An 8,446-nucleotide genomic window follows, 5' to 3' on the forward strand; every position below is an offset into this window, starting at 1 on the left:
GATATATCCCGCTCTCGGCCGCGCATCTTGGAGATGTCTTCAGCTTGCCGACTTGATAAAGCCGGTATTGTCAGTGATGGATGTTTGCTAAAGCAAGCAATTCGCACCAGGTTGAGCTTTTTTCAACACCGTTACAACACATCCGTCTCGATAACGATGGCGCGCAGGTCATTGACATTGGTGCGGGTCGGGCCGGTGACCACCAGCTGGCCGAGCGCGCTGAAGAATCCGTAGCCGTCGTTGTCGAGCTGGCGCACGCGCGCATCGATGCCCTTCGAGCGCGCCAGCGCCAGCGTGCCGGGCGCCAGCCAGGCGCCGGCATTGTCTTCGGTGCCGTCGATGCCGTCGGTGTCCGCGGCCAGCGCATGCACGCCGGGCAGGCCGTCCAGCGCCACCGCCAGCGCCAGCAGGAACTCGGCATTGCGCCCGCCCCGACCGTGGCCGCGCACGGTGACGCTGGTTTCGCCGCCGGACAGGATCACGCAGGGCGCGCGCAGGGGCTGCCCGTGCGCGACGACCTGGCGGGCAATGCTGGCGTGCACCAGCGCGACGTCGCGCGCCTCGCCTTCCATGCTCGAGGACAGGACCATGGGCACGTAGCCGGCCGCGCGCGCCGCCTCGGCCGCCGCATCGAGCGCTTGCTGGGCGGTGACGATGACATGCGTCTCGTTGCGCGCCAGGCGCGGGTCATCCGCGCGGCACGTGGCCTGCGGGTCGGCCAGCACGGCGCGCACCGCGCTTGAAACGGGAATGCCGTATTTGTTGAGGATGGCGAGGGCGGCTTCGCCGCTGCTGCCGTCGGGCACGGTTGGCCCGGAAGCGACCACGGCCGGATCGTCGCCCGGCACGTCCGACACGATCAAGGTCACCACGCGCGCCGGATAGCACGCCAGCGCCAGCCGCCCGCCCTTGATGCTGGAAAGATGGCGCCGCACGCAATTCATTTCGCCGATCGGCGCGCCACAGCGCAGCAATTCCTGGTTGAGCGCGCGCTTCTCCTCGAAGCTGATGCCGGGCGCCGGCAGCGACATCAGCGCCGAGCCGCCGCCGGACACCAGGCACAGCACCAGGTCGTCCGGCCCCAGCCCCTCGGCCAGCGCCAGCATGCGCTGCGCCGCAACTTCGCCGGCCACGTCCGGCACCGGGTGGCCGGCTTCGATCACCTCGACCTGGCGGGTCGGCGCGCCATGGCCGTAGCGCGTAACCACCAGGCCTTCGAGCTTGCCCTGCCAGTGATGCTCGACCGCCTCGGCCATGCGCGCCGCCGCCTTGCCCGCGCCCAGCACTACGGTGCGGCCCTTGGGGGGTGGCGGCAGGTGCGCCGCGATCAGGTGATACGGGTCGGCCGCCTTCATCGCGGCGTCGAACAGGCGGTGCAGCAGCGGATGCGGACCAGTCATGGGCAGGCACTCCAGGCAAGGGCAAGCCTGATCTTTACACAAAAATCGCGGGCCGGTAAAAAGATCAATCTGCCGGGGTTGGAATTTTTTTCGAAAAACCCTTGCACACCCCGAATTGCAGCCTCTATAATTCGGGCCTCTTCGGACGCAATGACAAGCGTCGGACAGAAAACCTCTGAAAGAGTCACGGGCGCTTAGCTCAGTTGGTAGAGCGGATCCCTTACACGGATTAGGTCGGGAGTTCGAGCCTCTCAGCGCCCACCAAGGATTCATTCAGATGTTACCGAAGTGCCGATCAGATTAAACGGAGCGGTAGTTCAGTTGGTTAGAATACCGGCCTGTCACGCCGGGGGTCGCGGGTTCGAGTCCCGTCCGCTCCGCCAGCTACAAGAAAAAAGGATCCTTCGGGATCCTTTTTTCTTTTCCGCGCAAGAGTGTGCTCCCTGCGGAGCACACGGCTCGGGACTCGAAGGGATTCCCTTGCACGGGAATCCGCGGCCCGCGGGACGTGGGCGAGTCCCGTCCGCTCCGCCAGCTACAAGAAAAAAGGATCCTTCGGGATCCTTTTTTCTTTTCCGCGCAAGAGTGTGCTCCCTGCGGAGCACACGGTTTGCACGGGAATCCGCGGCCCGCGGACCGTGGGCGAGTCCCGTCCGCTCCGGCCCTTTACTTTCCAATCAGCGCTTTGCGGCCGTTCATACGACTGTTGAACGCGTGAGCAGAAGCCGCCCACCCTACGCACACCGCTTCTCCGGCATCCCCGCCTCCACCCGATCCCGCCCCCCGCTCTTGGCCACATACAGCGCATGATCCGCCCGCGCCAGCGCCGCCCCCAGCGCCTCGTTCGGATCGAGCACCGCCACGCCAATACTTACCGTCATCGTGTACGCCGCCCCGCTGGTGACCACGGTTGCCTCCCGCACTGCCAGCCGCAACCGTTCCGCCGCCTGCCGCGCGCCGAACAAATCCGTCCCCGGCAACACCGCGGCGAATTCCTCGCCACCGAGCCGCCCCAGGGTTTCATGCCCACGCAGCACGCCGCGCGCCACCCGTGCAAACACGGCCAGCGCCTCGTCGCCGGTGGCGTGGCCGAAGCGGTCGTTGATCTGCTTGAAGTGGTCGATGTCGATCATCACCAGCGCCAGCGGCTGGCGCATGCGCAGGGCGGCCAGCCGGGCGCTTTCCGCGCGCTCGAGGAAGGCATGGCGGTTGGGCAGGCCGGTGAGGCTGTCCGTGGTCGCCAGGCGCGCCATCTCGGCATCATCCTTCTGCTTGCACAGCAGCAGGAAACCGAAACCATTGACGATCATGAGCAGGTAGCCGGCCAGGTAGGCGCCTTCCTGGGCCGCGCGCTGGCCATGCTGTGCATCTCCCGCGAAACCGGTGGCTGCCCACAGCGCCACCGCCACCGCGAACAGGCCGTCGTTAACGCCGATGATCCGCTGCAGCAGCGGGGCGCCGTAGCGGCGCGGACGCAGCAGGATCCACGCCATCGCCGCCGCGAACAGCGCGACCATGGCGGCGACCAGCGCGGTGAGATAGGCCACCGGCGCACCGGCGCTCCCGGCGGCCAGAACGACCGCCAGCGCCAGCGCCGCGACCGGCACCAGCACGCGCTGCCAGCGCTCGAAACCGAAGAAGATGCAATAGGCCGCCACTTCCAGCGACACCGCCAGTACCCAGCTCGCGCCCTCGAGTCCGTTCAGCGCAGGTACACTCAGGTAGGGCCGCGACCAGCCCAGCAACTGGCACACGCCGATGCCGAAGCGCGCCCACATCCACAGGCGCAGGCCGGGATTGGGCCTGCCGCCATGGGTATAGCCGGCCATCAGCACGGCAAAGGCGATATTGCCGATGCCGAGCGCCAGCAGGAATGAGGGGATGTCGATCACTGACGTTCCTTGTGCAGCGTCGATGCCGCAGAGGTGCTAAATTATTAATACATATTTCCGTAGAGAATTATATTACACGGTTTTTAATATGGCCGTTCACACAATTGCCGCGACAACGGGACAAATGCGTAAAGCGCAACGGCCGGCCTGGGGCTGTACTGCCGGGCAGCAGCTTTTTGATGCAGAGCAGCAGGCGTTAGGAGATAATCATCCGCCAACATATCAACGCACCATGATGGAGCACACGTGATTTTCGGTTTCCTCAAGCCGCCCAAGATGTCGCCACGCCTGCACCGGCTCAAGAACTCGGCGCTGTTTTCGGCATTGACGCCGCTGGAGCTGAAGATCGTCGACGGCCTGCTGCACGAGCGCCGCTACCTTACCGACGAAATCGTGTTCGACGAAGGCGAGGAAGGCCAGGCCCTGTACCTGCTCATGAGCGGCAGGGTGGTCATCAACAAGACCCACGCCGGCACCAGCCAGGTCGTCGCCGAGCTTGATCCGGGCGGCTTCTTCGGCGACCTCGCCCTGCTCGACAACTCGCCGCGCAATGCCCAGGCGCGCGCCCTGGAGCCCTGCGAGATGGCGGTGTTCTTCCGTGACGACTTCCTCGGGCTGCTGGAAACCGACGCCGTGATCGGCTACAAGATCTCGCTGGCGCTGGCACGCCACATCGGCCTGCGACTGCGCGAATGGATGGGCACGGGGCGTCCGCAGCTGGAAGCATTATGAACGGGGGCGAGCGCGCCGGACCGGTCGTCTGGACCGGCATCATCGCGACCACCTGCGTGCTGCTGCTGGTGGTGCAGCAGATGCTGTGGCTGGCCCTGCCCTTCATCTTCGGCGCGGTGCTGCACTACATCTTGCTAGGTCCGATGCAGCGCCTGGTGCGCGCCGGTTTCAGCCGCAACACCGCCGCGCTGATGGTGTGCCTGCTGTTCTTCTCCTTCTTCACGCTGGCCCTGACGGCGGCCTTCTCGTGGAGCCGCGGGCCGGAAGAAGATTCCTGGGAAAAGACCATCGGCCTGTACCTCGATGGCGGCGTCGCCTTCGTGCGCAACACCATGGCCCTGCTGGAAAAGAAGTTCCCGCTGCTGGCCGAGATGCACCTGACCACCACCGTCAACACGGCCTTCCGCACCTTTACCGACAACTTTGCCGCGCAACACCTGGGTGAGATCCTGGTGGCGGTGGCAAGCTGGGTTCCTTCGCTGCTGCTGGCGCCCTTCCTCACTTTCTTCTTCCTGCGCGACGGCCTGCGCTTCAAGAAATTCCTGGCCCGCGCGGTGCCCAACGCCTATTTCGAGCGCGCGCTGAACCTGCTGCACGAAGTCGACCAGACCGCGCGCCGCTATTTCGAAGGCCTCATCAAGCTCACCTTCCTCGACACGGCGGTGCTGGCGCTGGGGCTGTGGACCATCGGCGTGTCCTCGCCCCTGCTGCTCGGTCTGATCTCGGCGGTGCTGGCCTGGGTGCCTTTCGTGGGCTCGGTGGCCGGCTGCGTGCTGGTGGTGATCGTGGCGTCGACCGATGCGCCGAACAACCCCTTTATCGCCTATGGCGCGATCGGCGTGTTCGTGCTGGCGCGCCTGCTCGACGATTTCGTGTTCATGCCGCTGACGCTGGGACGCAGCCTGCGCGTGCATCCTCTGGTGACGGTCCTGATGATCTTCGCCGGCGGGGCGCTGGCAGGCGTAGTGGGCCTGATGCTGGTGCTGCCGCTGCTGGGCGTGGTGATGGTGATCGGCGAGACCCTGGGCCGGCTGGTGACCAACCCGCGCCTGCGCGCGCGCCACCGCTATGCGCGCGCGCTGCGCACCCGCCAGGCCAGCGTGGACCTGGACATCGCGCGCGAGCGGCGCGGGGCGCCCACGCCCAACGCCGGACTCTGACGCTGGCGCAGGCTGGCCAGCGCCAGCCTCGTCCTTGTACACGCGCAAACCCGTACCAGCTTGTTTTCCGTCCACGTTTCCTGCAAAAATGCAGGCGAAAAAAAACCGGAGACCAGCTCCGGTTTTCTTGTCTTCGGTGTCGCGGCGTTTATTTCCGCTTGGTCTTGATCGTATCCAGGATCGAGGGCTTGACCTTCGACGACGCGGCCACGACCGCAGCCGGCGCACGCTCCACCCGCGCCTGCGGCTTGTCGCGTCCCGCGCCGCGCGCATTGCCCGGCCCGCGCTTGCCGACCTCGCGCTCGGCGACCGGCGTACCGCCCGGCACCATGCGCTTGCGGTCCCATTCCGGCCCGGGCTCGGCCCCGGCTGGGGGAATCAGGTGACGCTCGCCGGTGCCGATCAGGTCGCCGCGACCCATGCGGCGCAAGGCCTCGCGGATGATCGGCCAGTTCTCCGGATCGTAGTAGCGCAGGAAAGCCTTGTGCAGCTTGCGGGTCTTGCCGCTCTTGGCCGTCTCGACGACTTCCGAGTCTTCGGTGACTTTCGCCAGCGGGTTCTTGCGCGAGTGGTACATGGTGGTCGCCATCGCCATCGGGGTCGGCGTGAAGGTCTGCACCTGGTCGAGCTTGAAGTTGTTTTTCTTCAGCCACAGCGCCAGGTTCAGCATGTCCTCGTCGGTCGACCCGGGGTGGGCCGCGATGAAGTAGGGAATCAGGTACTGCTTCTTGCCCGCCTCGAGCGAATACTTGTCGAACAGGCGCTTGAACTCGTCATAGGCGCCGATACCCGGCTTCATCATCTTCGAGAGCGTGCCGGCTTCGGTGTGCTCCGGCGCGATCTTCAGCAGGCCGCCCACGTGGTGAGTCACCAGCTCTTTCACGTATTCGGGCGAGCGCACCGCCAGGTCGTAGCGCAGTCCGGAACCGATCAGAATCTTCTTGATCCCGGGAATGGCGCGAGCCTTGCGGTACAAAGAGATCAATTTGCTGTGGTCGGTGCCGAGGTTGCTGCAGATGGTCGGGTAGACGCAGGACAGGCGGCGGCAGGATTCCTCGATCGTCTTGTCCTTGCAGGCCAGGCGGTACATGTTCGCGGTCGGGCCACCGAGGTCGGTAATCGTCCCGGCGAAGTTCTTGGTGGTGTCGCGAATCAGTTCGATCTCGCGCAGGATCGACGGCTCCGAGCGGCTCTGGATGATGCGGCCTTCGTGCTCGGTGATCGAGCAGAAGGTGCAGCCACCAAAGCAGCCGCGCATGATGTTGACCGAATAGCGGATCATTTCCCAGGCCGGGATGTGGGCCTTGCCATAGCTCGGGTGCGGGGCGCGCGCATACGGCAGGTCGTAGACATTGTCCATCTCGTCCATGGCGAGCGGCAGCGGCGGCGCATTGAGCCAGACGTCGCGGTCGCCGTGTGCCTGCACCAGTGCGCGCGCATTGCCCGGGTTCGATTCAAGGTGGAACACGCGCGAAGCGTGCGCATACATCACCGGATCGACGCTCACGGTATCAAAGCTCGGCAGGCGCACCACGGTCTTGCGCGCTTTTTCGCGGGCGGCGGCCTGACGCTCTTCGCGCGTCATGATGATGACCGGTTTGACTACCTGCTCCGGCTGTGCGTTCTCGGTGGCGCAGGCCTTGGTATCTTCTTGCGCCATCGCATATGGGTTCGGGTGCACGTCGACGCGGCCCGGCACGTCGACGCGGGTCGAGTTGTGCACGCTCCATTCGTCATCCAGCAGCCAGCCCTGCGGCACCAGGAAAGCGGTGCCGCGCAGGTCGCGGATCTCCTTGATGTTTTCGCCGGCCGCGAGGCGGCGGGTGACGTCCACCAGCGCGCGCTCGGCATTGCCGAAGATGAGCAGGTCGGCTTTTGATTCGAACAGCACCGAGCGGCGCACCTTGTCGGACCAGTAGTCGTAGTGGGCGATGCGGCGCAGCGAGGCTTCGATGCTGCCGGCGATCACCGGCACGCCCGGGAAGGCTTCGCGCGCACGCTGGCAGTAGACGGTGACCGCGCGGTCCGGGCGTTTATTGGGCTCGGCGTTCGGGGTATAGGCGTCGTCGGAACGGATCTTGCGGTCGGCCGTATAACGGTTGACCATCGAGTCCATGTTGCCGGCAGTGACGCCCCAGTACAAATTCGGCTTGCCGAGCGCGCGGAAGGGCTCGACGGAAGTCCAGTCAGGCTGGCTGATGATGCCGACGCGGTAGCCCTGCGATTCCAGCAGGCGGCCCACCAGCGCCATCCCGAAGCTCGGGTGGTCGATGTAGGCGTCGCCGGTAATCAGGATGATGTCGCACGAATCCCACCCGAGCGCGTTCATTTCTGCGCGGGTCATCGGGAGGAAGGGCGCGGCAGGTCCGCGGCTGGAGCGCTTGGCGACGCTCGCGAAAAGGTTTACTGGGGAGTTCATTGGCCGGTATTGTACCGGAAAACCCTTTCAGGGTCGTCCTACCGGCCGAAAAATGGCTTACTTATCAATGACTTGTGGCAGAGCTGACCACTCAAATGCCCATGTTTGACAGGATATTGCCGAGCTCGCGCAGGCCGGTCGACACGGTGGGATGGCGTGCATTGAAACGGGCTGCCAGCTCCTGGGTGCGCGACGACAGGCCATAGGTATTGTTGTCCAATTCCTGCTCGGCGCGGCGCTCGAGCACCTTGTCGATGTCGCCGTCGAGCTGGCGCAGCAGGGTTTCCAGTTCGGGATCGACGTCGCCGGTCTCCTGCAGCTGGCGGTGCAGGCCCTTGAGGCGTGTCTTCAGGTTGGCACCGTTGTCATTGACGTTCACGTTCTCGTTTTCGTTTTCGTTTTCGTTCAGCATGTGGCTCTCGCTAGTTGGTAAAGCGGGTCTCGAGGTAGAGTGCCTCGACCTGCTCGCGCGCCCAGGGAGTGCGGCGCAAAAACTTCAGGCTCGACTTGATGCTCGGGTCTTTTTGGAAACAGTTGATGTCGATCCGGCGGCCGAGTATTTCCCAGCCGTAGTGCTCGACGAGGCGGGTTAACAGGGATTCTAAGGTAATACCTTCGAGGGATTGAACACTCATCGCTTGGGGGGTGGTGGGGAAGTGGGGGATAGGTGCAGTATATACACCGGATTGGTAGCATGCGTAGGGGATGAGCGAGCGAAATTGGGCCCCCGCCTGCGCGCACTGGTGTCCAAGATAATTCGATACCTCTTCACTAGAGTGCCCCCGGCCGCTTCGAGGGCGCTGTTCTAGCTTGTTTTGGACGCGTTCGGGCAGGCTTCGTGTT

General features: G+C 64.8%; 7 protein-coding genes and 2 tRNA genes. 4 read left to right on the forward strand and 5 right to left on the reverse strand.

What is annotated here, in order from left to right:
• Nucleotides 1-131: 131 nt before the first annotated feature.
• On the reverse strand, nucleotides 132-1,400 hold the full coding sequence (locus AC56K1_RS20655) for a glycerate kinase type-2 family protein (protein ID WP_497159664.1): 1,269 nt from the start codon (nucleotides 1,398-1,400) through the stop codon (nucleotides 132-134).
• Between the two features lie 188 nt (nucleotides 1,401-1,588).
• On the opposite strand from AC56K1_RS20655, the gene AC56K1_RS20660 reads away from it, so the two are divergent.
• A tRNA-Val gene (locus AC56K1_RS20660) sits at nucleotides 1,589-1,664 on the forward strand.
• Between the two features lie 42 nt (nucleotides 1,665-1,706).
• Nucleotides 1,707-1,783: transfer RNA gene (locus AC56K1_RS20665), tRNA-Asp, on the forward strand.
• 351 nt (nucleotides 1,784-2,134) lie between these two features.
• Here AC56K1_RS20665 and AC56K1_RS20670 read toward each other — a convergent pair.
• On the reverse strand, nucleotides 2,135-3,292 hold the full coding sequence (locus AC56K1_RS20670; RefSeq protein ID WP_497159665.1) for a GGDEF domain-containing protein: 1,158 nt from the start codon (nucleotides 3,290-3,292) through the stop codon (nucleotides 2,135-2,137).
• A 246-nt stretch (nucleotides 3,293-3,538) separates the two neighbouring features.
• Between AC56K1_RS20670 and AC56K1_RS20675 the strand changes: the two genes are divergently transcribed.
• A complete protein-coding gene (locus AC56K1_RS20675) occupies nucleotides 3,539-4,024 on the forward strand; it encodes a cyclic nucleotide-binding domain-containing protein (RefSeq protein ID WP_497159666.1) in 486 nt (161 codons plus the stop codon).
• Nucleotides 4,021-5,184, forward strand: a complete 1,164-nt coding sequence (locus tag AC56K1_RS20680; RefSeq protein WP_497159667.1) for an AI-2E family transporter — start codon at nucleotides 4,021-4,023, stop codon at nucleotides 5,182-5,184. Before AC56K1_RS20675 ends, AC56K1_RS20680 begins: the two co-directional genes overlap by 4 nt.
• 148 nt (nucleotides 5,185-5,332) lie before the next feature.
• On the opposite strand, the gene AC56K1_RS20685 is transcribed toward AC56K1_RS20680, so the two are convergent.
• From AC56K1_RS20685 to AC56K1_RS20695, 3 genes are all read right to left on the reverse strand, one after another.
• Entirely contained in the window at nucleotides 5,333-7,603 is a 2,271-nt protein-coding gene (locus AC56K1_RS20685) for a YgiQ family radical SAM protein (RefSeq protein ID WP_497159668.1), read from the reverse strand.
• Between the two features lie 91 nt (nucleotides 7,604-7,694).
• Complete coding sequence (locus AC56K1_RS20690) at nucleotides 7,695-8,015, reverse strand: DUF4404 family protein (RefSeq protein ID WP_497159669.1); 321 nt, start codon at nucleotides 8,013-8,015, stop codon at nucleotides 7,695-7,697.
• A 10-nt stretch (nucleotides 8,016-8,025) separates the two neighbouring features.
• Nucleotides 8,026-8,446 (reverse strand): VF530 family protein (locus AC56K1_RS20695; RefSeq protein ID WP_497159670.1); only part of this gene is annotated, 421 nt, incomplete at its 5' end.

This window comes from Telluria sp. ZB4P37, from assembly GCF_059685855.1.